The 25,387-nt window shown below is 62.0% G+C and carries 25 protein-coding genes; 19 read left to right on the forward strand and 6 right to left on the reverse strand.

Features of this window, described 5'->3' with window-relative positions; genetic code table 11:
- Nucleotides 1-24: 24 nt before the first annotated feature.
- The 5 genes from relA to B3I26_RS04390 all read right to left on the reverse strand — a co-directional run bounded on the left by relA (nucleotide 25) and on the right by B3I26_RS04390 (nucleotide 6,993).
- Entirely contained in the window at nucleotides 25-2,268 is a 2,244-nt protein-coding gene (gene relA, locus B3I26_RS04370) for a GTP diphosphokinase (protein ID WP_296255415.1), read from the reverse strand.
- A 161-nt stretch (nucleotides 2,269-2,429) separates the two neighbouring features.
- Nucleotides 2,430-3,785 carry a 23S rRNA (uracil(1939)-C(5))-methyltransferase RlmD gene (rlmD, locus tag B3I26_RS04375; RefSeq protein ID WP_296255417.1) on the reverse strand — a complete coding sequence of 452 codons (1,356 nt, stop codon included), beginning with the start codon at nucleotides 3,783-3,785 and terminating at the stop codon, nucleotides 2,430-2,432.
- Nucleotides 3,785-4,687: a cysteine synthase CysM gene (gene cysM / locus B3I26_RS04380; RefSeq protein ID WP_296255418.1), complete on the reverse strand. Its 903-nt coding sequence runs from the start codon at nucleotides 4,685-4,687 to the stop codon at nucleotides 3,785-3,787. Before cysM ends, rlmD begins: the two co-directional genes overlap by 1 nt.
- Before the next feature lie 223 nt (nucleotides 4,688-4,910).
- Nucleotides 4,911-6,296, reverse strand: coding sequence for a sensor histidine kinase (locus B3I26_RS04385; protein ID WP_296255420.1), 1,386 nt, complete (start codon nucleotides 6,294-6,296; stop codon nucleotides 4,911-4,913).
- 4 nt (nucleotides 6,297-6,300) lie between these two features.
- On the reverse strand, nucleotides 6,301-6,993 hold the full coding sequence (locus B3I26_RS04390; RefSeq protein WP_296255422.1) for a response regulator transcription factor: 693 nt from the start codon (nucleotides 6,991-6,993) through the stop codon (nucleotides 6,301-6,303).
- Here B3I26_RS04390 and B3I26_RS04395 point away from each other — a divergent pair.
- From B3I26_RS04395 to B3I26_RS04415, 5 genes are all read left to right on the forward strand, one after another.
- Complete coding sequence (locus B3I26_RS04395; protein ID WP_296255545.1) at nucleotides 6,898-7,155, forward strand: hypothetical protein; 258 nt, start codon at nucleotides 6,898-6,900, stop codon at nucleotides 7,153-7,155. The genes B3I26_RS04390 and B3I26_RS04395 overlap by 96 nt on opposite strands.
- Nucleotides 7,156-7,305: 150 nt before the next feature.
- Entirely contained in the window at nucleotides 7,306-10,059 is a 2,754-nt protein-coding gene (locus B3I26_RS04400) for a response regulator (protein ID WP_296255423.1), read from the forward strand.
- Between the two features lie 181 nt (nucleotides 10,060-10,240).
- On the forward strand, nucleotides 10,241-11,224 hold the full coding sequence (locus B3I26_RS04405; protein ID WP_296255425.1) for a 2-hydroxyacid dehydrogenase: 984 nt from the start codon (nucleotides 10,241-10,243) through the stop codon (nucleotides 11,222-11,224).
- A 122-nt stretch (nucleotides 11,225-11,346) separates the two neighbouring features.
- Nucleotides 11,347-11,784 (forward strand): hypothetical protein, encoded by a 438-nt coding sequence (locus tag B3I26_RS04410; protein WP_296255427.1) that lies wholly within the window; start codon nucleotides 11,347-11,349, stop codon nucleotides 11,782-11,784.
- Entirely contained in the window at nucleotides 11,781-12,185 is a 405-nt protein-coding gene (locus tag B3I26_RS04415) for an META domain-containing protein (RefSeq protein ID WP_296255429.1), read from the forward strand. Before B3I26_RS04410 ends, B3I26_RS04415 begins: the two co-directional genes overlap by 4 nt.
- An 87-nt stretch (nucleotides 12,186-12,272) precedes the next feature.
- On the opposite strand, the gene B3I26_RS04420 is transcribed toward B3I26_RS04415, so the two are convergent.
- Nucleotides 12,273-12,740 carry a TlpA family protein disulfide reductase gene (locus B3I26_RS04420; RefSeq protein ID WP_296255462.1) on the reverse strand — a complete coding sequence of 156 codons (468 nt, stop codon included), beginning with the start codon at nucleotides 12,738-12,740 and terminating at the stop codon, nucleotides 12,273-12,275.
- A 101-nt stretch (nucleotides 12,741-12,841) separates the two neighbouring features.
- On the opposite strand from B3I26_RS04420, the gene arsC reads away from it, so the two are divergent.
- The 14 genes from arsC (at nucleotide 12,842) to B3I26_RS04490 (ending at nucleotide 25,332) form a co-directional block, all read left to right on the forward strand.
- Complete coding sequence (arsC, locus tag B3I26_RS04425) at nucleotides 12,842-13,195, forward strand: arsenate reductase (glutaredoxin) (protein ID WP_296255464.1); 354 nt, start codon at nucleotides 12,842-12,844, stop codon at nucleotides 13,193-13,195.
- A complete protein-coding gene (wrbA, locus tag B3I26_RS04430) occupies nucleotides 13,192-13,797 on the forward strand; it encodes an NAD(P)H:quinone oxidoreductase (RefSeq protein WP_296255465.1) in 606 nt (201 codons plus the stop codon). Before arsC ends, wrbA begins: the two co-directional genes overlap by 4 nt.
- 140 nt (nucleotides 13,798-13,937) lie before the next feature.
- On the forward strand, nucleotides 13,938-14,609 hold the full coding sequence (locus B3I26_RS04435) for a DNA-3-methyladenine glycosylase I (protein ID WP_296255466.1): 672 nt from the start codon (nucleotides 13,938-13,940) through the stop codon (nucleotides 14,607-14,609).
- A gap of 92 nt (nucleotides 14,610-14,701) precedes the next feature.
- On the forward strand, nucleotides 14,702-15,385 hold the full coding sequence (locus tag B3I26_RS04440; RefSeq protein WP_296255467.1) for a GntR family transcriptional regulator: 684 nt from the start codon (nucleotides 14,702-14,704) through the stop codon (nucleotides 15,383-15,385).
- 223 nt (nucleotides 15,386-15,608) lie between these two features.
- On the forward strand, nucleotides 15,609-16,559 hold the full coding sequence (locus B3I26_RS04445; protein WP_296255470.1) for a 4-hydroxyproline epimerase: 951 nt from the start codon (nucleotides 15,609-15,611) through the stop codon (nucleotides 16,557-16,559).
- A complete protein-coding gene (locus tag B3I26_RS04450; protein ID WP_296255473.1) occupies nucleotides 16,556-17,677 on the forward strand; it encodes an NAD(P)/FAD-dependent oxidoreductase in 1,122 nt (373 codons plus the stop codon). The genes B3I26_RS04445 and B3I26_RS04450 overlap by 4 nt, the downstream gene beginning before the upstream one ends.
- 4 nt (nucleotides 17,678-17,681) lie before the next feature.
- A complete protein-coding gene (locus B3I26_RS04455; protein ID WP_296255475.1) occupies nucleotides 17,682-17,918 on the forward strand; it encodes a (2Fe-2S)-binding protein in 237 nt (78 codons plus the stop codon).
- Nucleotides 17,915-19,174 carry an NAD(P)/FAD-dependent oxidoreductase gene (locus tag B3I26_RS04460; RefSeq protein WP_296255477.1) on the forward strand — a complete coding sequence of 420 codons (1,260 nt, stop codon included), beginning with the start codon at nucleotides 17,915-17,917 and terminating at the stop codon, nucleotides 19,172-19,174. The genes B3I26_RS04455 and B3I26_RS04460 overlap by 4 nt, the downstream gene beginning before the upstream one ends.
- Before the next feature lie 247 nt (nucleotides 19,175-19,421).
- The gene (locus tag B3I26_RS04465) at nucleotides 19,422-20,171 is read left to right on the forward strand and encodes an AraC family transcriptional regulator (RefSeq protein ID WP_296255479.1); all 750 of its coding nucleotides are present in this window, start codon (nucleotides 19,422-19,424) and stop codon (nucleotides 20,169-20,171) included.
- A 391-nt stretch (nucleotides 20,172-20,562) separates the two neighbouring features.
- Nucleotides 20,563-21,381, forward strand: coding sequence for a transporter substrate-binding domain-containing protein (locus tag B3I26_RS04470; protein ID WP_296255481.1), 819 nt, complete (start codon nucleotides 20,563-20,565; stop codon nucleotides 21,379-21,381).
- A 145-nt stretch (nucleotides 21,382-21,526) separates the two neighbouring features.
- Nucleotides 21,527-23,299: an aconitase family protein gene (locus B3I26_RS04475; RefSeq protein ID WP_296255483.1), complete on the forward strand. Its 1,773-nt coding sequence runs from the start codon at nucleotides 21,527-21,529 to the stop codon at nucleotides 23,297-23,299.
- Nucleotides 23,292-23,957: an amino acid ABC transporter permease gene (locus B3I26_RS04480; protein WP_296255486.1), complete on the forward strand. Its 666-nt coding sequence runs from the start codon at nucleotides 23,292-23,294 to the stop codon at nucleotides 23,955-23,957. The genes B3I26_RS04475 and B3I26_RS04480 overlap by 8 nt, the downstream gene beginning before the upstream one ends.
- A 9-nt stretch (nucleotides 23,958-23,966) precedes the next feature.
- Nucleotides 23,967-24,617: an amino acid ABC transporter permease gene (locus tag B3I26_RS04485; protein WP_296255489.1), complete on the forward strand. Its 651-nt coding sequence runs from the start codon at nucleotides 23,967-23,969 to the stop codon at nucleotides 24,615-24,617.
- Complete coding sequence (locus tag B3I26_RS04490; protein ID WP_296255492.1) at nucleotides 24,610-25,332, forward strand: amino acid ABC transporter ATP-binding protein; 723 nt, start codon at nucleotides 24,610-24,612, stop codon at nucleotides 25,330-25,332. The genes B3I26_RS04485 and B3I26_RS04490 overlap by 8 nt, the downstream gene beginning before the upstream one ends.
- Nucleotides 25,333-25,387 lie beyond the last annotated feature (55 nt).

Here is a 25,387-nt window from a genome sequence, read left to right on the forward strand (position 1 = left end):
TGGCGCTTGAAGCTCCTGGCTGTTTTATGGCGTCCGGTTACGCCGGGTTTCGATGATGTTCGGCAACTGGGAAATCCGTCCCAGCAGACGCCCCAGCGCATCCAGCCCCGGAATCTCGATGGTCAGCGACATCAATGCCGTGTTGTCTTCCTTGTTGGAGCGGGTGTTGACCGCCAGCACGTTGATGCGCTCGTTGAGCAGCACTTGAGACACGTCGCGCAGCAGGCCGGAACGGTCGTAGGCGCGGATGATGATGTCCACCGGATAGGTGAGCACCGGCACCGGCCCCCAACTGACCTGGATGATGCGCTCGGGTTCGCGTCCGCCCAGCTGCAATACAGACGCACAGTCCTGGCGGTGGATGCTCACGCCGCGACCCTGGGTGATGTAGCCGACGATGGCATCGCCCGGCAACGGCTGGCAGCAACCCGCCATCTGCGTCATCAGGTTGCCGACGCCCTGGATCTGAATGTCGCCACGCTTGCCCGGTTTATAACCCGTCGCCTTGCGCGGAATCAGCTCCAGCTGTTCGTTGCCGCGCTCCGGTTCGACCAGTTGCTGTGCCAGATTGACCAGTTGCGCCAAGCGCAGATCGCCAGCGCCAAGGGCGGCGAACATGTCTTCGGCGATCTTCATGTTGGCCTTTTCCGCCAACTTGTCAAAATCCACCTGCGGCAACGCCAGACGCGCCAGTTCGCGCTCAAGCAGCACCTTGCCGGCTGCGACGTTCTGATCGCGGGCCTGCAGCTTGAACCAGTGAACGATCTTCGCCCGCGCCCGCGAGGTGGTGATGTAGCCCAGGTTCGAGTTCAGCCAGTCGCGGCTCGGCGTGCCGTGCTTGCTGGTGATGATCTCGACCTGCTCACCGGTCTGCAGGCTGTAGTTGAGCGGCACGATGCGCCCGTTGATCTTGGCGCCACGGCAGTTATGACCGATCTCAGTGTGCACGCGATAGGCGAAGTCCAGCGGTGTGGCGCCTTTGGGCAGGTCGATGGCATGACCATCGGGAGTAAACACATAGACCCGATCCGGTTCGATATCGACCCGCAGCTGCTCGGCCAGACCACCAATGTCGCCAAGCTCTTCGTGCCACTCCAGCACCTGACGCAGCCAGGAGATTTTCTCCTCGTAGTGGTTGGAACCGGATTTGACGTCGGTGCCCTTGTAACGCCAATGCGCGCAGACGCCAAGCTCGGCCTCTTCATGCATGGCGTGGGTGCGGATCTGCACCTCCAGCACCTTGCCTTCCGGACCGATCACTGCGGTGTGCAACGAGCGATAGCCGTTTTCCTTGGGGTTGGCGATGTAGTCGTCGAACTCCTTGGGAATGTGCCGCCAGAGGGTGTGGACGATGCCCAATGCGGTGTAGCAGTCGCGCATTTCCGGCACCAGCACGCGAACGGCACGAACGTCGTAAATCTGGCTGAACTCAAGACCCTTGCGCTGCATTTTGCGCCAGATCGAATAGATGTGTTTGGCACGACCGCTGATATCGGCCGTGACTCCTGTGGCCAGCAGTTCGTTTTCCAGCTGCGACATAACATCGGTGATGAAGCGTTCGCGATCGAGGCGACGCTCATGCAGCAACTTGGCGATCTGCTTGTATTGCTCAGGCTCCAGATAGCGGAAGGACAGGTCCTCCAGCTCCCACTTGATGTGGCCGATACCAAGACGATGGGCCAGCGGTGCATAGATGTCGAAGACCTCCCGGGCGACCCGGTTGCGCTTTTCGTCATCGGTATTCTTCACCGCGCGGATGGCGCATGTGCGCTCGGCGAGCTTGATCAGCGCGACGCGCACGTCATCGACCATGGCCACCAGCATCTTGCGCAGGTTTTCCACCTGAGCCTGAGTGCCGAGCACCAGCGACTGCCGCGGGCTGAGGCTGGCACTGATTGCCGCCATGCGCAGCACGCCGTCGATCAGCTTGGTGACGGTTGGGCCAAAACGCTGGCCGACGTCGGACAGAGGAATCTTGCCTTCACGCACCGCGCGGTAAAGCACGGCGGCGATCAGTGAATCCTGGTCGAGTTTGAGGTCGGCCAGGATTTCAGCGATTTCCAGGCCCGTCTGGAAACTCGACGTGCCTTCCGCCCAGAGATTCTTGGCGGCGTTGTCCTGTTGCTCGGCTTGCCGGGCGAATTCACAGGCTTCTTTCAACGCCTGTCGATCCACTGCGAGGTCGACGCTGACCACATGATCAAGCCATGCGTCGAGGTTGATACTGCCGTCTGTGTTTATCGGCTGGTGTGCTCTCACCTGTACCATGTTGCTTACCTTCCCTACGGCGCGATGAAATGCGCCATCAGTCGCCGGCCTTCTTCAGCGCATGCTCCTTGCGGGCCTTGCAAGGTCTCGCATGCGCGGGCCAGTCGGATTAGACGAGACTCCGTGTGAAGCACCGATTCAACTCCTTGAACTCTGTTGCCTCACTTACTCGCTTCAAATAACGCCATCGCCTCGACATGCGCTGTCTGCGGAAACATATCGAGAATTCCGGCACGTTTTAAACAGTAGCCCTGCCTGATCAATTCGGCTGTGTCGCGGGCCAGCGTTGCCGGGTTGCACGACACATACACCAATCGTTCGGCGCCCAGTTTCCTGAGTTTGCCGACCACCTCGAACGCCCCGTCACGCGGAGGATCGAGCAGTACCGCGGAAAAACCTTCCGCCACCCAGGACGCCTTGTCCAGCGGCTGCGACAGATCCGCCCGATGAAACTGCACATTATGCAAACCATTACTCATTGCGTTGGCGGTCGCGCGCCGGACCATGATCTCGACGCCCTCCACTGCCACCACCTCGCGGGCGATTTGTGCCAGCGGTAAAGCGAAGTTACCAAGCCCGCAGAACAAGTCCAGCACTCGTTCATCGGGACGGGGCGCAAGCCACGAAAGTGCCTGTTCGACCATCGCCGTATTGACCTGTGCGTTGACCTGCACGAAGTCGCCGGGACGATACGCCAGCTCCAGATTCCAGGGCTCCAGGCCGTAACCCAGTTGCGCCGAAGCGTCCGTCGCCTGCGGCTCACCCTCACCCTGCAGCCAAAGCTGAGCGTCATGGATGATGCAGAAGGCTTCAAGGATGGCGAGATCGCGGTCGGCCAGCGGCGCGGTGTGGCGTAGCAGAACCGCATTGGCCGAACCGCTGAACAACTCGACGTGCCCCAGCGCCTGCGGCTTGCTAAGACCGGCGAGCATGGCGGGCAACGCGGTCATGATCGGCTGCAGGGCCTGTACCAGCACCGGGCATTCTTCAATGGCGACGATGTCCTGACTCGACGCCGCCCGAAAGCCCACATCCAGCCGTTTGCCTTTGGCATCCCAGCGTACGGCGATGCGCGCCCGTCGGCGGTACGCGTATTCGTCACCGGTCAGAGGGGCAGCCCACTCTTCGGGTTCGACTCCGGCGACGCGACTCAACTGCTCGGCGAGCATGCGCTGTTTCAGGGCAAGCTGCTCCTGGCGAGGCATCTGCTGCACGCTGCAACCGCCGCAACGGCCGAAATGCTTGCAAGGGGCGGGGCGGCGCAGGGCGCTGGCCTGAAATACTCGCTCGGTGCGCGCCTCGACCACCTTGCCGTGGGCACCCAACACCCGCGCTTCGACGTCTTCGCCCGCCAGACTGCCGCTGACAAACCAGGTGCGGCCGTCCACGAAGCCAATGCCACGACCGTCGTTGGCCAGCCGCTCGATATTCAAACGTTGCTTTTTACCGGTGGGGACCTGCGTTGTCCGGGTGCCGCCGCTGGGCTGGAAACGCAGGCCTGTTTCACGCTTGGCCATCAGTTGGGCGCATCGTAGACACCCGTCGACAGGTAACGGTCGCCACGGTCACAGATGATCGCAACCATGACCGCATTCTCCACCTCCTGGGACAGTCGTAACATGCCGGCCACGGCGCCGCCCGAGGACACGCCACAGAAGATGCCTTCCTCGCGAGCCAGACGACGCATCACGTCCTCGGCTTCGTCCTGGGCCATGTCCATGATGCGGTCAACGCGGTCCGCCTGATAGATTTTCGGCAGGTATTCATGGGGCCAGCGCCGGATACCCGGAATTGCCGAGCCGTCCATGGGCTGCAGGCCGACGATGCGAATCTCTGGATTCTGCTCCTTGAGAAAGCGTGAGGTGCCCATGATGGTGCCGGTGGTGCCCATGGAACTGACGAAATGGGTGATGGTGCCGGCGGTCTGCCGCCAGATTTCCGGGCCGGTGCCGACGTAATGCGCTTGGGGGTTATCGCCGTTGGCGAACTGATCCAGCACCTTGCCACGACCTTCGGCCTGCATGCGTTCGGCCAAGTCACGCGCACCTTCCATGCCTTCCTCTTTGCTGACCAGAATCAGCTCGGCGCCATAGGCGGTCATCGCGGCCTTGCGTTCTGCACTGGAGTTGTCGGGCATGATAAGAATCATTCGATAACCCTTGATTGCCGCAGCCATGGCCAGGGCAATGCCGGTGTTGCCGGACGTCGCTTCGATCAGGGTGTCGCCCTGGTGGATCTGGCCGCGCAGTTCGGCACGGGTAATCATCGACAGCGCCGGTCGGTCTTTCACTGAGCCGGCCGGATTGTTGCCTTCAAGCTTGAGCAGCAGCGTATTGCTGGTATTCCCCGCCATGCGTTGCAGACGCACCAGCGGGGTGTTGCCGACGCAATCGGCGATGGTTTGATACTGCAGGGTCATGGCGTGTTCGCGATCCGGACGTGCGGGGGTCGCCTATCATACCGGCAATCGCCCCAAGCCCATATCACGCAAAGTGAGGTGCATAGGGCAAAAAGGAATAAGAGGGCTCTTTTCTGCTTGATCACTGTGGTGATGCGACTTGCTGGCAGGAGTGGGCGATCGGTCGCGATGCCGATTGCAAACAGTTCGCTAACGCCGGGAAGCACTGATACGGGCAAGGGTCTCATCCGCCGACACCCGCTTCGGCATCCCTGGCAGGCAACCGCATGATCATCCGCAACCCTTGATGGGTGTTCTCGGCCCACATGTCGCCGCCCTGCAAGCGCAGGGAGTTGCGGGCAATGCTCAGGCCCAGACCGAAGCCGCCGTCACCGGGCCGCGCTCCGTCGAGACGGATGAAAGGGGCGAAGATGTGTTCCAGATCACTGTCATCGACGCCGCCACCCTGATCCTCCAGCCACAGCAACCAGTCGGCGCCATCGCGCCGACCGTCCAGGCGCAATACGCCGTTGGGTGGAGAATGACGAATCGCATTACGCAGAATATTTTCCAGCGCCTGGGCCAGGGTATTCAGATGGCCACGCACCCAGCAACCGCTGTCCAGATCACAAACGAATTGGCGGGTCGGCCAGCAGCTCTCGAAACTGGCGTTGTCCACCAGCATGTCCCACAACGCCAGCACCTGAATGTCTTCATCGGGCAGCTTTTCCCGCTCGGCGTCGAGCCACGCCAGGTGCAGGGTGTCATCAACCAGCCGGCGCATGCCCTCCACTTCCCGGCTCAAGCGCTCGCGCAACTGCGGCAGGTTCTGTTCGCTGTCACACGCTACGCGCAGGCGGCTCAAGGGCGTGCGCAGCTCGTGGGACAGATCGCGCAGCAACTGCTGCTGGATCTGCACCGTCGATTGCAGGCGTGCGGCCATGTGGTCGAATGCGCGATTGAGCTCGCCCAGCTCATCCTGGCGCGAGGTCATCTGCGGGGACAGCCGACTGGACAGACGATCGGCGCGCCAGGCGTTGGCCTGCTCGCGCAACTGGTTGAGCGGACGAATCAGCAGCCGATACAACCCTACGCAGAGCAACAGGGTGAACAGCGCCGGTATCAGGACATTAGTCAGCATTTGCCAGATGAAGGCGTGCTGTCCCGGCTTGAAGCGTTCAGGCAGTTCGATGATCAGGCTGCCGGCACTCGGTTGGCCGGGGAAAGGGATCTTCAACCACGGCGCGGTCTTTTGCCGTCTGCTCATGGGCCAATCTACGCCGCGCATGAACGTCAGCCGCTGCATCTGCCGGGCATCCAGCGGCACGCTGCCCAGGGATTGCAGGTCGCTGCCGATGACGCCCACCCAGCCGCTTTCATGCTGGCGCACGTCAAACAGCCATGCATCGACGCCCTTCTCGCTCCCGACATTCCAGGCCTGCCCGGCCTCGGCGGCGTAGCGGTTGAGCACGCGCCGTGCCTCAGGTGACAGAAAGGCATTCTGCGTTTCGAGGTAGCGCCCCCAGTACCAACTGAGCCAAATCATCAGCAGGCAAAAACCCACCAGCAGGACGGCCAGTTTCCAGAACAGCGAGTGCCTGCCCGGCAAGCGGGAACGTGACTCATGCACTCGATCAGGCATCCGCTTGCGCTGCCGTCAGCGCATAACCCTTGCCCCACACCGTGCGCAATTCATGTGCTTCATAGCCGATGGCCTTGAGTTTGCGGCGAATCTGGCTGACGTGCATGTCCAGGCTACGGTCGTGCCGGGAATAACCACGTTGCAAGACATGCTGATACAGGAACGGTTTGCTCAGGACATCCTCCAGGTTGCGCCAAAGGGTCTCCAGCAGGCGGTACTCGCTGCGGGTCAGCTGCGCGGCCCCGCCAGCAAAGCTGACATCACACAGGACCTCGTCGAACGTTAGTTTGTCAGCGCCCGGATCGTCGGTGTTGCGGGCAATCGGCACTTGTGCGCTGCCGTTGAATCGCCGCTCCAGCTCCACCCGCCGCAGAATGGCTTCGATACGCACCCGCAGCTCATCGACACTAAAGGGCTTGGGCAGGTAGTCATCGGCACCGTTGCGAAAACCGGTGATGCGATCGGCCTCGGCACCCAGCGCCGACATCAGGATGACCGGTATCGAGTGTCGGCGACGCAGGTGGGTAAGGACGTCCAGCCCGTTCATGCCAGGTAGCAGTATGTCCATGAGCACTACGTCGAAGGACTGTTGCTGGGCACGGGCAAGGCCTTCTGCGCCGTTCTGGCACCAGGTGACGTGAAAGCCGCAACGATCCAGCTGATCATGGACAAACGCACCCAACACGGGATCGTCCTCGATCGCGAGTATGCTTGGACGGTGGATGATGGCGGGATTCATTGGCGTCTGCGATTGATTCTCAAGGCGGCGATTATTCAAGATTGCCGGCTCGGGGGCAATGACGATGATCCGACTGAGGTGCAGGTATCTTCGCTGACTGCCATTTAGCCGGGATGACACCTGCGCAAGTGGCTACACTGCGCACATTAATCAACGGCTGTTGCGCAAATAACGAGGCAACCCTGGCGCAGGCCTTGCTGCACTTATGCAGCTATGTTGAAGAGTCGGGCCTGTGACGAGATTGCTGGAGAGAAAAGTGTGCTGACCAAACTGGGCATCAAAGGCCGCGTATTGCTGCTGACCCTGCTGCCGACCTGCCTGATGGCCGGGTTACTGGGCGGCTATTTCACTTGGATGCAGCTCTCGGAGCTACAAACCCAGCTGCTCAAGCGCGGTGAAATGATCGCCAACGAACTGGCGCCCTTATCCGCGGCGGCGCTGGCCAATCGCGACAAGGCCATGCTAGAGCGCATCGGCGGCCAGGTGCTGGAGCAGGCCGACGTACGCGCGGTGTCGTTTCTTGACAACGACCGTGTGCTGTTGGCCCACGCCGGTCCGACCATGATCAATCAGGCACCGGTCGGTAACAGCACGCACATGTTGCAGCGTTCCGATAACGACGCTACGCGCTACCTGATGCCGGTCTTCGGGCGCAATCGGCACCTGACCGGCGCGGTCGTTCCCGAAGAAGCCGACCGCCTGCTCGGTTGGGTCGATCTGGAACTGTCCCACAGCGGCACCCTGCTGCGCGGCTACCGTAGCCTGTTCGCCAGCATGCTGCTGATCATTGCCGGGCTGGGCCTGACCGCCATGCTCGCACTGCGCATGAGCCGTACCATCAACGGGCCGATCACCCAGATCAAACACGTGGTTGCGCAGCTAAAGGATGGCAACCTGGAGGCGCGCCTGCCGCCGATGGGCAGCAACGAGCTGGACGAACTCGGCTCGGGCATCAACCGCATGGCCGCGACCCTGCAGAACGCCCAGGAAGAACTGCAGCACAGCATCGAGCAGGCGACCGAAGACGTTAGGCAGAATCTGGAAACCATCGAGATTCAGAACATCGAGCTGGATCTGGCGCGCAAGGAAGCGCTGGAAGCCAGCCGCATCAAGTCCGAGTTTCTGGCCAACATGAGCCACGAAATCCGCACGCCGCTCAACGGAATCCTTGGCTTCACCCATTTGCTGCAAAAAAGCGAGCTGACACCCCGCCAGTACGATTATCTGGGCACCATCGAAAAGTCAGCCGATAACCTGTTGAGCATCATCAACGAAATTCTCGACTTTTCGAAAATCGAGGCTGGCAAACTGGTGCTGGACGCCATCCCGTTCAACCTGCGCGACCTGCTGCAGGACACCCTGACCATCCTCGCTCCCGCCGCCCACGCCAAGCAACTGGAGCTGGTGAGTCTGGTTTACCGCGACACACCGCTGTCACTGGTGGGCGACCCGCTGCGGCTCAAGCAAATCCTCACCAATCTGGTGAGCAACGCCATCAAGTTCACCCGCGAGGGCACCATCGTTGCCCGGGCCATGCTCGAAGACGAACAGGACGACAAGGTTCAGTTACGCATCAGCGTGCAGGACACCGGCATCGGGCTGTCGAGCCAGGACGTGCGCGCACTGTTCCAGGCGTTCAGCCAGGCGGACAACTCGCTGTCGCGGCATTCCGGCGGCACGGGCCTGGGCCTGGTGATTTCCAAGCGCCTGATCGAACAGATGGGCGGCGAAATCGGTGTGCAAAGCACACCCGGTGAAGGTTCGGAATTCTGGGTCAGCCTGGCCCTGCCCAAGACCCGCGACGACCTGGAGGATCTGCCGGCGCCGCCGTTGATGGGCCGCCGGGTGGCGGTGCTGGAGCATCACGACCTGGCGCGTCAGGCACTGGAACATCAGCTGGAAGACTGCGGCCTGCAGCCAATGGTGTTCAACAATCTGGAAAACCTCATCAACGGTGTGACCGTGGTCCACCAGACGCCCCATGCCATCGACATGGCGGTGCTTGGAGTGACCGCCCACCAATTGCCTCCCGAGCGTCTGCGTCAGCAGATCTGGGACCTGGAAAACCTCGATTGCAAGGTGCTGGTCCTGTGCCCGACCACCGAGCAGGCGCTGTACCAGGCCTCGGTGCCGGATGCCTACAGTCAGTTGCAGGCAAAACCTGCGTGTACTCGCAAACTGCGGCGCGCGCTGTCCGAGCTGATCAGCCCCAAACAGCTGCGCAACGAAGCCCCGGAGCCTGTTTCCAGCCGCCCTCCGCGCCTTCTGTGCGTGGACGACAACCCCGCCAACCTGTTGCTGGTGCAGACGCTGCTCGAAGACATGGGCGCCCAGGTACTGGCGGTGGACAGCGGTTATGCGGCGGTCCAGGCCGTGCAGGACGAGACATTCGACCTGGTGCTGATGGACGTACAGATGCCCGGCATGGACGGGCGTCAGGCCACCGAAGCGATTCGCAGCTGGGAAATCGAGCGCCACGCCACGTCGCTGCCGATCGTCGCCCTCACTGCCCACGCAATGGCCAACGAAAAACGCGCATTGCTGCAAAGCGGCATGGACGACTACCTGACCAAGCCGATCAGCGAACGGCAATTGGCCCAGGTGGTATTGAAATGGACCGGTCTGGCCCTGCGCAATCAGGCCCCTGAGCGGCATCACGAAATCAGCCACGGCGGCGTCAACCTGCAGGTGCTCGACCATGATGAAGGTTTACGCCTGGCTGCGGGCAAGGCCGACCTGGCCGCCGACATGCTGGCCATGCTCCTGGCTTCGCTGGACACCGACCGCGATGCGATCCGTACGGCCCGCGAAGTTCACGATCATGTCGCGTTGATCGAGCGCGTTCACCGCCTGCACGGCGCTACCCGTTACTGCGGAGTGCCGCAGTTGCGCGCAGCCTGCCAGCGCAGCGAAACCCTGCTCAAACAGGACTCCCCGGAAAGCGAGAAGGCGCTGGACGATCTGGAGAAGGCGATCACCCGGCTGGAGATCGAGGCGCGGGTGACCGCTTGACCCGGGTCAATGGCCTCTTGAGTTGCGCTGTGCAAAATCCTGCATAGCGGTCCGGCTTGTCGGCGGTGACGAACCTGACATCGCAACCGTCGGCAAGCCTGGCGACTACACCGCCGGACCTACCCAAGATGACTGCCCATCACCAAAAACGGTGGGGCCTGAGGTTTATAAAGGAAAAACCATGCGTACCCTCCTCTTCAGCAGCCAGATCTACGACCGCGACAGTTTCACCGCTGCGCATAGCCACCCTGGCATCGACCTGCATTTCCAACCCGCGCGATTGACTCTCGATACGGTGGTGCTGGCCGACGGCTGTGCGGTGGTGTGCGCCTTCATCAATGACGATCTCAGCGCGCCGATCCTTGAACGTCTGGCTGCGGGCGGCACCCAGCTGATTGCCCTGCGCTCGGCGGGGTTTAATCACGTTGACCTGCCTGCGGCCAAGCGCTTGGGTATCAGCGTGGTCCGGGTGCCGGCCTATTCACCCCATGCCGTGGCCGAACACGCCGTGGCGTTGATCCTGTCACTCAATCGGCACCTGCACCGGGCCTGCAACCGCACGCGCGACGGCGATTTCACCTTGCACGGCCTGACCGGGTTTGACCTGGTGGGCAAGACGGTAGGAGTGGTGGGTACCGGGCAGATTGGTGCCACCTTCGCGCGAATCATGGCCGGTTTCGGCTGCCAGCTGATCGCGTATGACCCTTACCCAAATCCGCAGGTGCAAGCCCTCGGCGCGCGCTATCTGCCGCTGGAGCAACTGCTGGCCGAAGCGCAGATTATCAGCCTGCATTGCCCGCTGAATGAGTCTACCCGTCATCTGATCAACCAGGGCTCGCTGTCACGCATGCAACGCGGCGCGATGCTGATCAACACCGGGCGCGGCGCGCTGGTCGACACCCCCGCCCTGATCGATGCACTCAAGAGCGGTCAGCTGGGTTACCTGGGCCTGGATGTGTATGAAGAGGAGGCGCAACTGTTCTTCGAAGACCGCTCGGATCTGCCGCTGCAGGACGACGTGCTGGCACGGCTGCTGACCTTTCCGAATGTGGTCATCACGGCGCATCAGGCGTTCCTGACCCGCGAAGCACTGGGGGCCATTGCCCAGACCACGCTGGATAACATCGCAAGCTGGGCGGCGGGATCACCGCAAAACCTGATTTAGACAAGCGTCTCTCCCAATCCCGCAGGCCATTCATGGTCCAGCTGCCGTGACCTGCCCGACTGCCCCGGCAGCGGGAATCCGCCTTGTAAAGTGTTAGCATGCGCGCAAATTTGGAGACCCCCATGGCCGAACACGATTTTCGCTACAGCATGCTTTCCCCGCAGCACACCCTGATCGAATGCCGCAGCCTAGCGGTCGGGCGCTACCAAGTGACCGGCAACGGTGGTTCGATCAAGCCCAACGATGTGCTGCTCGTCACTGTCAAAGGCAGCAAGGAACTGCACATGCGCCTGAACGTGGAGAAGGTTCGGCATTTGATCAACCCGCCCGGCCAGTGGGTGGCGGTGGCTAACGGCCCGGCCTTCACCGAACTTGCGATCCACCAGTGGAAGGTCAACTGCAACGTGTGTGGCAAGGAGAGGGACATCGAGTTCATGGTAGACGCCAAGGATGGCAACAAAGCCCTCAAGCCTGCCGCCAGCGCGCGAATTGCCGAACTGGGATGGAAGACCGTCGGCGAGACCCACCTGTGCCCGGCCTGTGCCAGGAACGCGGCATGAAACCCCTGCTGCTGACGCTGTTGGCCGCCACCTTGTTAAGTGGTTGTGCGACCGACAGCCAAGCGCTCAAGCGTGATCACGGCTATGTGCTGGAATGGATCGGCGAACGTCCGCTGATCGATAGCAGCCATCTGACCATGACCCTGGATCACGAAGGACGCGCCTTCGGCAATGCTGGCTGCAATCATTGGTTCGCAACGTACCGGTGGGAGGGTAATGCCTTGCGCTTCGGCCCGGTGGGCAGTACGCGCAAACTGTGTGCGCCCGCGCTGATGGAACAGGAACAGCGCTTTTTGCAAGCCATGGGCAAGGTCCGGCACTGGGACCTGTCCGAGGTCGAACAGCTGCAGTTATGGCCGGCAGATGGGTTGCCCCTGAGGTTTTGGCTGGAGGAAGGCTGAGTCGCCGGAGCGCGCTTGCGGTGACGAACACGTGATAGACAGATTGCGTTCGCGGGCAAGCGCGCGCCTGCACAACAGCTCCCAGCGTCAGCCTTTGCCCTTCAACTCCGCCAGCTTTTGCGCCACACCGGCCGCAGTCTGCTCGCCCATCAGTTGCTCGCGCACCTTGCCCTTGTCGTCGATGATGTAGGTCACCGGCAGGGCTTCGCTTTTGGGCAGGTCGTATTGATCGGCCGGGTCTTGGGCCAGCACGGTGAACTTGATCCCCAGCGCATTGCTGGCGGCTTTCAGGTCTTCACCCTGCAGATTGTCGAAGTTGACCCCGAATACGCTGACTTTCTGCCCGCTCATCTGTGCGGACAACCTGTTCAACTCCGGGATTTCCGTACGGCACGGGCCACACCACTCGGCCCAGTAGTTGAGCACCAGCCAATGCTTGTCGACCCTCTCGCTGGCGACTTTCTGACCATTCTGGTCAGGCCCCAGATCGACCCCGCACCCGCTGAGCAACACACTCCCGATAAGCGCTACCACCGCTGCCAGACGCCTTGCCATGATGCTGGTTCCTTTGATTGAAAACGCGATGCGGACCTGATCTTGGTCTTTATCGAGACGCCTGTAGAATACCCGCCACTTCACGAAAGATGCGACCGCAAATGACCGATCTGACGCTTTATCACAATCCGCGCTGCTCCAAGTCCCGTGGCGCACTGGAATTGCTCGAAGCACGCGGCCTGAACCCGACCATCGTCCGCTACCTGGAAACCCCGCCCGATGCCGCGCAGTTGCGCGACCTGCTCGGCAAGCTCGGCATCGGCGCGCGTCAACTGCTGCGCACCGGCGAAGACGAGTACAAGGCCCTGAACCTGGCCGATGCCCGTCTGGGCGACGACCAATTGATCGCCGCCATGGCTGCACACCCGAAACTGATCGAACGCCCCATCCTGATCGTGGGTGATAAAGCCACGATCGGTCGTCCACCGGAAAAGATTCTGGAGATCCTGCCGTGAGCGGACCGTACATTCTGGTTCTGTTTTACAGCCGTAACGGTGCAACCGCTGAAATGGCCCGGCAGATCGCCCGCGGCATCGAAATGGGCGGCATGGAAGCGAGGTTGCGCACGGTGCCGGCGATTTCCAGCGAATGCGAAGCCGTCGCGCCGAGCATTCCGCAGAGCGGCTCGCTCTACGCCACCCTCGACGATCTAAAGAACTGCGCGGGCCTGGCGCTCGGCAGCCCGACGCGCTTCGGCAACATGGCGGCGCCGCTTAAATATTTTCTGGATGGCACCAGCAACCTGTGGCTGACCGGCGCGCTGGTGGGTAAGCCTGCGGGCGTATTTACCTCCACCGCCAGCCTGCATGGCGGCCAGGAAACCACGCTGCTGTCGATGCTGCTGCCCTTGCTGCACCACGGCATGCTGATCACCGGCCTGCCCTACAGCGAAGCGGCGCTGGTCGAGACCAGCGGCGGGGGCACGCCTTACGGCGCCAGCCACCACGCAGGGGCCGATGGCAAGCGCCCGCTGGATCCACACGAAACCACGCTGTGTCGCGCCCTGGGCCAACGCCTGGCGAAAACCGCGCTGTTGCTTGAACCTGCGCGTGGCTGAGAAGCCCAAGGGATGGACGGGCCTGTCGCGGGATGTGCCGCAGCTGATCAAACGCCCATGCGGCACATGACGATCCTGACCGCCAGCACACCTTGGCCTGCACATCGCACAGCGCATATGAATTTTTCTCTGGAGAGGGCATGCAAGACTACAAATGGCTCAATGAATACTGCCTCAACCGCTTTGGTTCCGCCGCCGCGCTCGAAGCGCGTTTGCCCACTCCCGCCACGCCTAAAAAACTCAAGGCCCTAAGCGACGACCGTTACCTGTCGACCATGGCCCTGCGGGTCTTTCGCGCAGGTCTGAAGCACAGTCTGGTGGACGCCAAATGGCCAGCCTTCGAGCAGGTGTTCTTTGGCTTCGATCCGGAAAAGGTGGTGCTGATGGGCGCCGATCATCTGGAGCGGCTGATGCAGGATGCGCGGATCATTCGCCATCTGGGCAAACTCAAAAGCGTGCCGCGCAACGCGCAACTGATTCTGGACATTGCCCAGGAACACGGAAGCTTCGGTAATTTCATCGCCGATTGGCCCGTCACCGATATCGTCGGTCTGTGGCGCTATCTGTTCAAACACGGCAACCAGATGGGCGGCCTGTCGGCACCGCGCTTCTTGCGCATGGTGGGCAAGGACACCTTCATTCCCAGCAACGATGTGGTCGCTGCGCTCAATGCCCAAAACATCGTCGACAGAGTTCCCAGCAGCCAGCGCGATCAAGCGGCAGTGCAGGCGGCGTTCAATCAGTGGCATGCCGAAAGTGGCCGCCCGCTGTGCCAGCTGTCGATGATGCTGTCATTGACGGTCAACCACTGATCTTTTTCCTCGGCCTGAGAAGCGACATCAGGTGTAACGAATCGGAGGTCGTATACAATCTCCACCACTTGCCCATTGCCTGAGTCGCTCGCGTGCCTTTCCTTCTTCCCGACGCACCCAACCTCGGTGTCGCGCCCTCTGCGTCCGAGGTCATCGCCAAACACCTGCGGGAGTCGATCATTTCGGGCCAGTTCGCCGAAGACGAGCCGATCCGTCAGGACGACATCGCCCGCGTGTTCAATGTCAGCAAGATTCCCGTCAGAGAGGCGCTCAAACGGCTTGAGGCAGAGGGGCTGGTGCAGTTCCAGCGTAACAAGGGCGCGGTGGTGACGCGCATTTCCGAGCCTGAGCTGGCGCAGATTTTCGAGGTGCGGGTGCTGCTGGAGGTGCAGGCGATTCGCCTCGCCGTCCCAAGGCTGACCCAGGCGCAGATCGATCAGGCCAGCGCCATCTGCGACGAGTTCATCGACGATGACGATATCGGGCGCTGGGCCGAGCTGAACTGGGCGTTTCACACGTGCCTGTATGAAGCGGCGCAACGGCCGTTCCTGCTGAACATGATTCGCTCGATTCACGACAAGGTGGAACGCTACCTGCGCGTGCAAATGAGCTTCGAGGAAGGCAAGGAGCGCGCCGACCAGGAGCACCGCGATATCCTCAAGGCCTGTGCCGATCGTGACGTGGAAAAAGCCGCCGAACTGATCGAGCATCACATCATCGGCGTCTGCCGCGCACTCTATGCGCACCTGCCCAACGCGGCCATCAGCGAAATCTGACCCTGCGACTGTGCCGATTTCGTCATTTCCCCAGGTGAAATCGGTCAAGACCCTGCCGAGTATTGCCGCCAATCTGATAGCACTCGGCTGCTCGGTAACACCGTTGTATCCCCTGTAGCAGCCTGGCTTGCCGGCAGCCGCGATCTTGCCTACGCCGCCGGCCAGGCGTGGCGCTGCCGGTACGGCGTCCAGATAACGATGGCCTACCACTTGGGGTGACTACATGAAGCGCATCCAGATCCTCGACTCTCACACCGGCGGTGAACCCACGCGACTGGTGCTCGACGGGTTTCCCGACCTCGGCGACGGCAGCATGGCCGAACGTCGCCAGTTGCTGGCCGATGAATTCGATGACTGGCGTGCGGCGACCGTGCTGGAGCCCCGTGGCAGCGACGTGCTGGTGGGCGCACTGCTTTGCCGGCCTGTCGATCCAGGGGCCTGTGCCGGGGTGATCTTTTTCAACAACACGGGCTATTTGGGCATGTGCGGCCACGGCACCATCGGCCTTATCGTGTCGTTGGCACATCTGGGCAAGATCGGCCCGGGCGTGCACCGCATCGAAACCCCGGTGGGCACGGTCCAGGCGACACTGCACGAAGACTGGTCGGTAAGCGTCAACAACGTGCCGTCCTATCGCTATCGCAAGCAGTTCATCGTCGATGTACCGGGGCTCGGCAACGTGACCGGCGATATCGCCTGGGGCGGCAATTGGTTCTTCCTGATTGCCGATCACGGCCTGAATGTCACTGGCGATAACCTCGATGCCCTCACCGATTACACCTGGAAGGTGCGACAGGCACTGGAAAGCCAGGGCGTTCGCGGCGACGACGGCGGCGTCATTGATCACATCGAACTGTTCGCTGACGACGACCGGGCCGACAGCCGTAACTTCGTACTGTGTCCCGGCAAAGCTTACGACCGCTCCCCCTGTGGCACCGGCACCAGCGCCAAACTGGCGTGCCTGGCGGCCGACGGCAAACTTGAACCCGGCACCCTCTGGAACCAAGCCAGCGTCATCGGCAGCCAGTTCGAAGGCAGTTTCCAATGGCAGCACGGCGAGCGGCGGATGGGCGACCGCATCGTGCCGACCATCCGCGGACGCGCCTATATCAGTGCCGAAGCCTCCTTGCTGCTGGACGATGAAGACCCGTTCGCCTGGGGCATTCGCTCGTGATCCACGGCCATGCGGCCGATGTGATCATCGTCGGCGGCGGGATTATCGGCGCTGCTTGCGCGCACGAATTGGCCGGCCATGGCCTCGATATTTTGGTGCTCGATTGCCAGCGCCCAGCCGCTACGGCGGCGGGCATGGGCCACTTGGTGGTGCTGGATCACAGTCCGGCTGAACTGGCGCTGGGCGCGTATTCGGTGTGTCTGTGGCGCGAACTGGCGTCGCAGATGCCCGACAATTGCGCAATGCGCAATAACGGCACGCTCTGGCTGGCCTGCAACGCAGAGGAAATGGCCGAGGCCGAGCGCAAGCAGACGGCGTTGAGCGAGTTCGGGCTGAGCTGCGAATTGATCACTGGCGAGGCGCTGGCACTCGCTGAACCCTGCTTGCGTGCTGGCCTGTTCGGTGCGCTGAAGGTCAATGGCGACGGCATTCTCTATGCGCCCAACGCGGCGCGGTGGTTGTTGCAGCGTCAACCCGAACGCGTGCGCCAGCAGCGAGCTCAGGTCGTCGAACTCCAGGGCAATCGTGTGCGGCTGGCCAGTGGCGAATGGTTGACGGCCACGGCGGTGGTGCTTGCCAGTGGCATTTACGCGCGGGAGTTGTGCGCGGACTTGCCGCTGCAAGCCAAGAAAGGCCATTTGCTGATCACCGACCGCTACCCGGCGCAGATCACCCATACGCTGGTCGAACTGGGCTACGTCACCAGCGCCCACCAGGGCATTGGCCCATCGGTGGCGTTCAACGTGCAGCAACGTCCGACCGGGCAGTTATTCGTGGGCTCGTCCCGGCAGTTCGATAACCATGACCCGACCATCGACGCCAGCATGCTGGGGCGGATGCTGCGCCGCGCGATGGCATTCCTGCCTGATCTGGGCGGCATGAACGGCATCCGCAGCTGGACCGGCTTTCGCTCCGCGACCCCTGACGGCCAGCCGTTGATTGGCCAGCATCCCACCACACCCGGCCTGTGGCTGGCGGTCGGTCATGAGGGCCTGGGTGTGACCACGGCCACCGGCACCGCGAAGCTGCTCGCTGCGCAGTTGGTACGCACCGCGACGCCCAGCGCATTGCAAGCGCACCTGAACGCCTACCTGCCGCAACGTTTTTTTGGAGCCTGAACCCATGCCTGAATTGAGCATCGACGGTCAGCCGTTTCGCTTCGCCCAAGGCACCACGGTCGCCGCAGCCTTGATGTCCAGCGGCGACCGTTGCAGCCGCACATCGGTCAGCGGCCAGCGTCGAGCGCCGCTGTGCGGCATGGGCATTTGTCAGGAATGCCGCGTGAACATCGACGGCTCGCGTCGGCTGGCATGCCAGACCCTCTGTCGTGATGGCATGCACGTGCAGACCCAACCATGACGCAGCATGTCGATCTATTGATCATCGGCGCCGGCCCTGCTGGCATGGCGGCAGCGCTGGTGGCTGCACCCACCGGCATCAGCATTGCCCTGCTTGACGACAACCCGCTGCCCGGCGGGCAAATCTGGCGCGATGGCCCACAGGCGCAGCTGCCGGGCGTGGCCAGCCAGGTGCGTGCTCAGCTTCAGCGTTACACCAATATCCGACTGCACAGCGCCTGCAAGGTGGTTGCCATCGCCGGGCATAGGTGCCTGTTACTGGAAGACGCTGACACCGGTTGGGTTCTGGCGTACGACACCCTCATCGTGTGCACCGGGGCGCGTGAACTGCTGCTGCCCTTCCCTGGCTGGACCTTGCCAGGCATCACCGGCGCGGGTGCGTTGCAGGCGCTGATCAAAGCGGGTTTGCCGGTGGCGGGAGAGCGCATCGTTATCGCGGGCAGCGGTCCTCTGTTGCTGGCGGCAGCCGCCACGGCCCGGAAGAATGGCGCCCATGTGGTGCGCATCGCCGAGCAGGCATCGCTGACGGCTGTAGGCGGCTTTACCGCGCGATTGTGGCAGTGGCCGAGCAAGATGCTTCAGGCGGTTGGGTTGGCCCATGGCACTTACCGGACATCGGCACATGTGCTGGATGCATCGGGGTCGGCTCGACTGGAAACGGTGCGGCTGCGGATCGGCAGTCGCACCGAGAAAATGGTCTGTGATCGGCTCGCCTGCGGTTTCGGTCTGGTGCCCAATGTGGAGATCGCTACAGCGCTGGGTTGCCGCGTCGAGCACGGCGCGATCATCGTCGACCCATGGCAAGCCACCAGCCTCGCCGACCACTACGCAGCAGGCGAATGCAGTGGTTTTGGAGGCAGCGAGCTGGCGCTGGTCGAGGGCAGAATCGCCGGGCTGGTGGCGGTCGGGCAATGGGACCAGGCGCGCAAACTGTGGCCCGAACGCAAACATTGGCAACGCTTTGCCCACTGCTTGAATCGGGCCTTCGCTCTCGGTTCGGCCCTCAAAAATCTGGCGAAGCCAGACACCCTGGTCTGCCGTTGCGAGGACGTGCCCTACGCCGATCTTGCCAACCACAGCAACTGGAACGCCGCCAAGCTCAACACCCGCTGTGGCATGGGCGCGTGTCAGGGGCGCATCTGCGCAACTGCCGCGCAAACGTTGTTCGGTTGGGAGGCACCACAGCTGCGCCCACCGTTCAGCCCTGCGCGGATTGCCACGCTGGCGTGCCTTGAGGAAAGTAACTCCGCGGTTTGACGCGACGGTCGCGTAGCGTTCGACCTGGCGTTGATTCTGTTCGGATGGCGTGGGCGCCGGCTTGCAAGTAATCGGTCGGCTCCGCCATACCGCAGTTGCAAGGTTGACAACCCCGTCGTGGCACAGGCAAGACGCCACGCAATGCGTGCAGCCGACGCCGTGCGCAAGCGCTTTCTCCACTAGGCGTTGCACGGCGAATACCGCATCATCGACCGGTCCTTGGAATGCAGTCACCTGCCCTGTGAACATGATCGAGCTGATCCCCGCCGCCCCCCTGCACAGTCTCGAACAACTGCTCGGCAACCTTGAGCGGGTGGCGCCGCTGCTGGATGCTATCCCCGGTGTAGTGTTTTTCATCAAGGATGCTCACGCGCGTTATGCGCTGGTCAATCGCACGCTGGTGCAACGCTGTGGCTTCACGCAGAAGCATCAATTGGTCGGACGCACCGCCGAGGAAGTCTTTCCGGTGCGCTTCGGGCCGTTGTACACCGCGCAGGACCGACGGGTATTGGCCGATGGCCGGCAGCTCAGCGATCAACTGGAACTGCATCTTTATTACGGCAATCAACCAATCTGGTGCCTGACTCACAAGATTGCCCTGCGCGACGGCCAGGGCACGATCATCGGCCTGGCCGGCATCTCGCGGGACCTGCAAGTCCTGCAATCGCATCCGGCCTATCAGAAGCTGGCCGAGGTCGATGCCTACATCCGCGAGCACTTTGCCCGTCCCATCACGCTTCAAGAGTTGACCGCCATCGCCGGGCTGTCCATCGCTCAGCTCGAACGCCACTGCAAACGTATCTTCCAGCTGACCCCACGGCAGATGATTCACAAAGCGCGGCTGGGCGAGGCATCACGGTTGCTGCGCGAGGACCTGTCGATCACCGACGTGGCGTTGCGTTGCGGGTACACCGACCACAGCGCGTTCAGCCGCCAGTTTCGCTCGCTGACCGGGGTCTCGCCGAGCGTATATCGTCAGTCGCAGCATGGCCTGTGAGTCTGTCCGAAGGACACAGGAACTGGCTTGCCTGCGATCTGCTGCGACGCAGGAGTACAAGCTCGCCAAGCTGTCTACTGACACGGCCGTTGCTCAGGGTTGCTAGCGCTTGGCGCCCGTTGCCTTGATCGGGGCACGCACGCAGAACGGCTAGGGGCTTGCGCCCAAAATCAAAACCGGCGCGCCCGAGCGTGCATCTATGAAGCAGCCCATGCAGTTTTGCTCCTTTATGTAACACCGCGTCCTGCACAAAATTCCGACCATGCCCATAACACACCGAGATAAAGCCCTTCAGCTCAATGGGCAAAACAGGCACGGCCCGTGCATATAAAATATCGTATACGAAATTACTTATCCGGCCGTTCCCATACCTGCATCCAACGAGGCTTCTATGAAAAAGCATGCTGTTGCAGTAGCCCTCCTCGCCGTTATGAGTTCCTCTTTTCTCAACGTGGCCTTTGCCGACAAGCTCGACGACATCATCGACTCTGGCAAACTGCGCTGCGCTGTCACCCTGGACTTCCCGCCCATGGGCTCCCGGGATGACAAGAACAACCCGGTCGGGTTCGACGTGGATTACTGCAACGATCTGGCGAAGGTGCTGGGTGTGACTGCCGAAGTGATCGAGACGCCATTCCCGGACCGGATCCCGGCGCTGGTGTCAGGGCGCGCCGACGTGATCGTGGCCTCGACCTCCGACACGCTGGAACGGGCCAAGACCGTTGCCTTGACCATCCCCTACTTCGCCTTTCAGATGGTGGTGCTGACCCGCGACAACGCCAACATCAGCAAATATGAAGACCTCAAGGGCAAGAACGTGGGTAACACCAGCGGCACCTATGAAGCCATCGCCCTGGAAAAAGACCAGAAGGCCTGGGGTTCCGGTAGCTTCCGCGCCTATCAAACGCAAAACGACACCATCCTGGCCGTCGCTCAAGGCCATATCGACGCTACCGTGGTTACCAACACCGTGGCCGCAGCGACTCTCAAATCCGGCAAGTACAAGGGCCTGAAAGTGGCGGGCAATGCCCCGTACGTCATCGATTACGTGTCACTGGCGGCCAAACGCAACGAATACGGCCTGATCCATTACCTGAACCTGTTCGTCAACCAGCAAGTCCGCACCGGCCGCTATGACGAACTCTGGAAGAAATGGGTGGGCGATGAGATCAAGCCGGCCAACCTGACCGTGCCCGGGGTTTACTACTGAGCCGAACCCCCATCCCGGGTCGTTCCCATGCTTGGCGTGGGAACGCATTCTGTGGCGCTCTGCGTCAGAAGCGGCCAACCACGCCGAGCGTGGAGCGATCAAAACGCTTGTAGAAATCCACGATGTTTCAATCCTGGAGCCCACGATGTCTGAAGTTTCATTGAACGGACGCTCTCTGGTCGCAGGCCGAGCCCAGGGCGAGTTGTTGTACGCCGATGTCGCCTTAAGCTTTTGGGGCGGGGTCGAGCCGTTCACAGGTGAGGTGATCGATCGTCATCATCCCCTCAGTGGCCAGTTCATCACCGGCAAAGTGCTGGCCATCCCGAGCGGTCGTGGCTCGTGCACCGGCAGCAGCGTGCTGCTGGAGTTGATGCTCAACGGGCACGCACCGGCAGCCCTACTGTTCGAACGGGTCGAAGACATCCTCACCCTTGGAGTGCTGGTGGCCGAGCAGATGTTTGGGTATTCGATCCCAGTGGTCAGTCTGGGCGAAAGAGGTTTCGCTGCGCTGCGCGAAGTGAAATTCCTGCGCATCGAAGAGGGCCACATCACAGCCTACGACCGCGCGCCGCCTGCCCTCCCCGATGCGAACGCGCCATCTCATACCAGCCACCTGCGCCACCCCATCGTCCTGACCGAAATGGATCAGGGTTTTATCGATGGCGCCTATGGCAAGGCCGCGCAAGTGGCGATGGAGATCATCCTGCGCATGGCCGAACTGCACGGCGCCACCGAGTTGCTGGACATCACCCAGGCGCACATCGACGGCTGCATTTATACCGGCCCCGCCAGCCTGCGCTTCGCCAGACAATTGCTGGCCTGGGGCGCTCAGGTGCGTGTGCCGACCACCCTTAATTCGATCTCGGTGGACAAGCGGCGCTGGCGGGAACTGGGCGTCGATCCTGCGCTGGGCGAGCCTTCCAGCCAGTTGGGCGATGCCTATCTGGACATGGGCGCGCGAATCAGCTTCACCTGCGCGCCTTACCTGCTCGACAGCGCGCCGGAACTGGGCGAGCAGATCGCCTGGGCCGAATCCAACGCCGTGGTTTACGCCAACAGCGTGATCGGCGCGCGCACCTTGAAATACCCCGACTATCTGGACATCTGCATCGCCCTGACTGGCCGGGCCCCAAAGATCGGTTGCCACCTGACCGAACAGCGGCAGGCAACCTTGCGCATCGATGTGCCTGAACTGGGCGAGCTGGACGACAGCTTCTACCCGCTGCTCGGGTACCACATCGGCCTGCTCTGCGGCGCCGATATTCCCGTGGTCTGCGGCCTGGAACACAAGGCGCCGACCCTTGATGACCTGAAAGCGTTCAGCGCCGCGTTCGCTACGACCTCCGCTGCGCCGATGTTTCACATGGCGGAGGTGACGCCTGAAGCCACCCGCGCCGAACTGGCCCTTAACGGACATGCGCCAGGCAAGACGCTGAGCGTCAGCGGTCTCGACCTACTACATAGCTGGCGCGAACTGAACAGCGCGCAAAGCCCGGAAGTCGACGTGGTGTCCCTGGGCAATCCGCATTTTTCCGTGAGCGAATGCGCCACCCTCGCGCGGCTCTGCCGGGGGCTGCGCAAACGCGACGGCCTGGCGATCGTCATCACGTGCGGCCGCGCCACCCTGGAGCAAGCACGACAGGCAGGACACCTCGCCATCCTGGAGACATTCGGTGTGCTGTTCGTCACTGACACCTGCTGGTGCATGCTCGGCGAACCTGTGATCCCCCCGGGCGCGCGCCACCTGATGACCAACTCCGGCAAATACGCGCATTACGCGCCCGGCCTGGTGGGCCGTCGCGTACATTTCGCCAGCCTGGCTGAATGCGTCGACAGCGCATGTACGGGCCGGGCCAGCGGACGCCTGCCGGTGTGGCTGCAGGCCGCGCAACGAGCGGAGGCGCGCACCCATGTTTGATTACAACTTTCACTGGCGAGCCGCGTTCAAGGCATTACCCGACATGCTCGACGGCGCAATCGTCACCTTTGAAACTGCGGCCCTGTCGATGATCCTCGGAGTCACCATTGCGCTATTTCTGGTGTTCATGCGCCAGGGCAAGAACCGCCTGTTGCGTGGATTCGCGGTGACCTGGATTTCCATCGCGCGCAACACGCCCTCGCTGTTTCAGGTGTACATCCTTTACTTCGGGCTGGGCTCTTTCGGGCTGCACGTCAGTTCGTGGGCGGCGCTGCTGGCCGGGATCACCCTCAACAATGCGGGTTACCTGGCGGAAAACTTCCGTGGCGGGCTCAAGGCCGTTCCGGACACCCAACTGCGCGCCGCCCGCTCGCTGGGCATGAGCGCGCCTCAGGCCTACCGCCTGATCGTCATTCCGCAGCTGATGCGCATCGTCTTCTACCCGCTGACCAACCAGATGGTCTGGGCGGTTTTGATGACGTCCATGGGCGTGGTCGTCGGTTTGAACAACGACCTGACCGGCGTCACCCAGGACTACAACGTCAAAACCTTCCGCACCTTCGAGTTCTTCGCCATGGCGGCGGTGCTCTATTACCTGATCGCCAAGCTGATCGTGGCCGTGGCGCGGCTGCTGTCCTGGCGCCTGTTCCGGTATTGAGGGATCACCATGTTCGATAGCAGTTTCAGCTGGAACGACCTGCAATTCATGCTGCAAGGGGCCTGGATCACGATTTTGCTGACGATCATTTCGATGCTCATCGGCACCCTGGCCGGGGTGGTATGCGGCATGGCCCGCGCCCTGCTGCCACGCAGTACGATCCCGCTGGCGTGGGTGCTGGATGTGTTCCGCAGTGTGCCGTTGCTGATCCAGTTCGTGCTGTTCAACGCGCTCAAAAGCATCGCCGGGGTGAACTGCAGCGCGTTCGCCGTGGCCTGCGTGGTACTGGGGCTGTACGTCACCGCGTACTGCACCGAAATCGTTCGCAGTGGCGTGCTATCGGTGCCCTTGAGCCTGCGCCGCGCCAGCCGCTCGCTGGGCCTGAGCTACTGGCAGGACCTGCGCCGGATCGTCATGCCGATGGCCACCCGGGTGGCATTTGCGGGGTGGGTCAACCTGCTGCTGTCGGTGATGAAAGACACGGCGCTGGTGATGTGGATCGGCATCGTCGAACTGCTGCGCGCCTCGCAAACCATCGTTACCCGGATTCAAGAACCGCTGCTGGTGCTGTGCATCGCAGGCCTCATTTACTACGTCATGAGTCTGGTGATCGCCCGTCTGGGTGCCCGACTGGAAACAAGGTGGCAGGAAAATGATTGAGATCGACAACGTACACAAATCATTCGGCGAGCTTGAAGTCATCAAGGGCGTGAGCCTGCAGGTGCAAAAAGGCGAGGTGGTGTCGATCATCGGCGGCTCGGGCTCGGGCAAATCGACGCTGCTGATGTGCATCAACGGCCTGGAGTCGATCAAGAGCGGCAGCATTCGCGTGGACGGGACCCAGGTGCACGCCAAGGGCACGGACATCAACAAGCTGCGGCAGAAGATCGGCATCGTCTTCCAGCAGTGGAATGCCTTCCCGCACCTGACCGTACTGGAAAACGTGATGCTAGCGCCGCGCACCGTGCTCGGCAAAAGCCAGGCCGAAGCCGAAGCGCTGGCGGTCAGGCAACTGACCCATGTGGGCCTGGGCGACAAGCTCAAGGTATTCCCCGGCAAGCTGTCCGGGGGCCAGCAACAGCGCATGGCGATTGCCAGGGCGCTTGCGATGTCGCCGGATTACATGCTGTTCGATGAGGCGACATCGGCCCTCGACCCGCAACTGGTGGGCGAAGTGCTGGACACCATGCGCATGCTGGCTGAGGACGGCATGACCATGATTCTGGTGACCCACGAAATCCGCTTCGCCCGTGATGTGTCCGACCGCGTGGCGTTTTTTTGCAACGGCCTGGTGCACGAAATCGGCACGCCGGATCAGGTCATCGGTCATCCGCAGCGTCCCGAAACCGCTGCCTTCTTGCGCTCGATCAATTAAGGCAATTTGAAAGGCGCTGTAGCCGTGGTGGGGCTTGAGCAGCACGGCTTGCCGG

Source organism: Pseudomonas sp. UBA5706 (genome assembly GCF_002419965.1).
Classification (GTDB): Bacteria; Pseudomonadota; Gammaproteobacteria; order Pseudomonadales; family Pseudomonadaceae; genus Aquipseudomonas.

Coding starts and splice junctions, on each gene's coding strand:
- relA (WP_296255415.1), bottom strand. CDS start 2,268: ATGGTACAGGTGAGAGCACACCAGCCGATAAACACAGACGGCAGTATC.
- rlmD (WP_296255417.1), bottom strand. CDS start 3,785: ATGGCCAAGCGTGAAACAGGCCTGCGTTTCCAGCCCAGCGGCGGCACC.
- cysM (WP_296255418.1), bottom strand. CDS start 4,687: ATGACCCTGCAGTATCAAACCATCGCCGATTGCGTCGGCAACACCCCG.
- B3I26_RS04405 (WP_296255425.1), top strand. CDS start 10,241: ATGCGTACCCTCCTCTTCAGCAGCCAGATCTACGACCGCGACAGTTTC.
- B3I26_RS04410 (WP_296255427.1), top strand. CDS start 11,347: ATGGCCGAACACGATTTTCGCTACAGCATGCTTTCCCCGCAGCACACC.
- B3I26_RS04415 (WP_296255429.1), top strand. CDS start 11,781: ATGAAACCCCTGCTGCTGACGCTGTTGGCCGCCACCTTGTTAAGTGGT.
- B3I26_RS04420 (WP_296255462.1), bottom strand. CDS start 12,740: ATGGCAAGGCGTCTGGCAGCGGTGGTAGCGCTTATCGGGAGTGTGTTG.
- arsC (WP_296255464.1), top strand. CDS start 12,842: ATGACCGATCTGACGCTTTATCACAATCCGCGCTGCTCCAAGTCCCGT.
- B3I26_RS04435 (WP_296255466.1), top strand. CDS start 13,938: ATGCAAGACTACAAATGGCTCAATGAATACTGCCTCAACCGCTTTGGT.
- B3I26_RS04445 (WP_296255470.1), top strand. CDS start 15,609: ATGAAGCGCATCCAGATCCTCGACTCTCACACCGGCGGTGAACCCACG.
- B3I26_RS04455 (WP_296255475.1), top strand. CDS start 17,682: ATGCCTGAATTGAGCATCGACGGTCAGCCGTTTCGCTTCGCCCAAGGC.
- B3I26_RS04460 (WP_296255477.1), top strand. CDS start 17,915: ATGACGCAGCATGTCGATCTATTGATCATCGGCGCCGGCCCTGCTGGC.
- B3I26_RS04465 (WP_296255479.1), top strand. CDS start 19,422: ATGATCGAGCTGATCCCCGCCGCCCCCCTGCACAGTCTCGAACAACTG.
- B3I26_RS04470 (WP_296255481.1), top strand. CDS start 20,563: ATGAAAAAGCATGCTGTTGCAGTAGCCCTCCTCGCCGTTATGAGTTCC.
- B3I26_RS04475 (WP_296255483.1), top strand. CDS start 21,527: ATGTCTGAAGTTTCATTGAACGGACGCTCTCTGGTCGCAGGCCGAGCC.
- B3I26_RS04480 (WP_296255486.1), top strand. CDS start 23,292: ATGTTTGATTACAACTTTCACTGGCGAGCCGCGTTCAAGGCATTACCC.
- B3I26_RS04485 (WP_296255489.1), top strand. CDS start 23,967: ATGTTCGATAGCAGTTTCAGCTGGAACGACCTGCAATTCATGCTGCAA.
- B3I26_RS04490 (WP_296255492.1), top strand. CDS start 24,610: ATGATTGAGATCGACAACGTACACAAATCATTCGGCGAGCTTGAAGTC.